Source organism: Nocardia noduli, assembly GCF_019038455.1.
GTDB lineage: Bacteria > Actinomycetota > Actinomycetes > Mycobacteriales > Mycobacteriaceae > Nocardia > Nocardia noduli.
The window spans coordinates 1-1,987 of the sequence record NZ_JAFMPL010000218.1; the positions used below are offsets into that span (position 1 = coordinate 1).

A 1,987-nucleotide genomic window follows, 5' to 3' on the forward strand; every position below is an offset into this window, starting at 1 on the left:
TTCGACGGCGGTGAGGGAGTCGAATCCCAGTTCCTGGAAGTTACGGTCGGCGTCGATCGCGGTGGCGTCGTCGTGTCCGAGCACGATCGCCACCTGGGTCCGCACCAATTCCAGCAGGATCTTGATCTGTTCGGCTTCGTCGAGGCCGGACAAGCGTTGCCGCAGTGACAATCCTGTGTTCTCGGTGTCGACAGCGTGGTCGGTGTCGGTTCGGGCATCGGGTATGTCTGTGATGAGCAGTCGACGCCTAGACAGTGTGTAGTAGACGGTGAACTGCGGCCAGTCGATGTCGGCGACGGTCACCAAGGTTTCGTTGTTGGCGACTGCTTGGCTCAATGCTTGCAAGGCCAGATCGGGTTCCATCAACCGGATCCCGAGCCGATCGAAGTATTCGGTGGTTGTGCCGATTTCGGTCATCCCGCCGCCTGACCAGCCGCCCCAAGCCAGGGATGTGGCGACCAGTCCGCGCGATCGACGATCCTGTGCCAGGCCGTCGAGGTGGGCGTTGCTTGCCGCGTATGCGGCGAGTCCGGCACCGCCCCAGGTCGCAGCGCCCGAGGAGAACAGCACGAAGGCGTCCAGACGGCGATCGCCGAGTAGTTCGTCCAAATGCTGTGCGCCCCCGACTTTCGCCGCGGCTGCGGTGGTCATGGACTCCGAGTCGATCTCGGCCAACAGCCGCTGATCGACCACTCCCGCCGCGTGGATCACAGCGGTGAGCGGGATGCTGGCGTTGTCGATCGCGGACATCACCGCGGCCACGTCGGTGCGTTCGGCGATGTCGGCGGCCATGATCGTCACTCGCCCGCCGAGGGCACTCAGTTCCTGCTCCAGCTCGATCGCGCCTGGAGCCTGTCGCCCGCGACGGCTCACCAACACCACGTGTTCTGCGCCGTTTGCGAGCAACCATCGTGCAGCATGTGCCCCGATTCCTCCGGTGCCGCCGGTAACGAGGACTGTCCCGCGGGGACGCCAATGCTTGCCCCGACCGGAACCGGGCAAGGGTGCCCGCATCATCCGCCGTCCGTAGACACCGCTCTCGCGGATGGCCAGCTGATCTTCTCCGTCTTCACGCGACAGCACCGTCGGCAGGCTGCGCAAGATGGTGTCGTCCCGCACGTTCGGAAGGTCGATCAGCCCTCCCCACGACTGCGGAAGTTCCAGACCTGCTACCTGCCCCACCCCCCACATCTGTGACTGGGTGGCATCGACGGATCGATCCGACGGACTCACGACTACTGCGCTGCTGGTCACACACCACAACGGGATCTCAGCACCCATCTCATGCAATACCTTGAGCAGCAACACATTTCCCAATACACCACGAGAGATCACGGGTGAATCGCCACCGATCCCGTCATCCAAGGCAATGAGCGAAACGACACCACAGAACTCGTCCCATAGGCCTGCGGATTCGAGCAGATCGGCAATCGCTTGCCGCGTCATCCGATCGGCGTCAACCTTCAAGCACCGAGTCTCCACACCCGCCGCTGTGAATACTCCACAGACTTCATCGCCTATCGCAGCCCCGGCCAGGCTCACCACGAGCCATTTCCCCGACACGCGGACAGGCTTCTCGGCCAACCACTTCCAGCCGATTCGATAACGCCACTGATCGATCACTGATTGGGCGCGACGCTGCTGCCGCCACGACGACAACAAAGGTGATACTTCACCGATAGTGCAGCCTTCTTCGAGGCCCAACGCCTCCCAATCCTCACGAGCGACCGCATCCCAGAATTCACCGTCGACGCCACCGTCTACCCCGACCGACAATCCCAGCGAGTCGGGGTCTCCGGATGCGGTTACCGTGTCGAGCCAGTAACGACGGTGTTGGAAAGCGTAGGAGGGCAACGGAATCCGCGACGCGCTACGGCCATCGAAGACCGGTGTCCAATCGACTCCGACACCGGACACATCCACCACTGCCAGCGAGGACAGCAGCCGGTCCAGTCCGCCGTCGTCGCGGCGCAGTGACCCGGTCACG

1 protein-coding gene and 1 pseudogene are annotated in these 1,987 nt (G+C 63.3%); both read right to left on the minus strand.

What is annotated here, in order from left to right; translation table 11 throughout:
• Nucleotides 1-1,281, minus strand: a 1,281-nt coding sequence (locus JZ792_RS42520; protein WP_254191092.1) for a beta-ketoacyl reductase, incomplete at its 3' end; no start/stop codon positions are given.
• A 363-nt stretch (nt 1,282-1,644) separates the two neighbouring features.
• Nucleotides 1,645-1,986: pseudogene (locus JZ792_RS43355) on the minus strand (hypothetical protein); the annotation flags it as partial.
• Between the last annotated feature and the right edge of the window lies 1 nt (nt 1,987).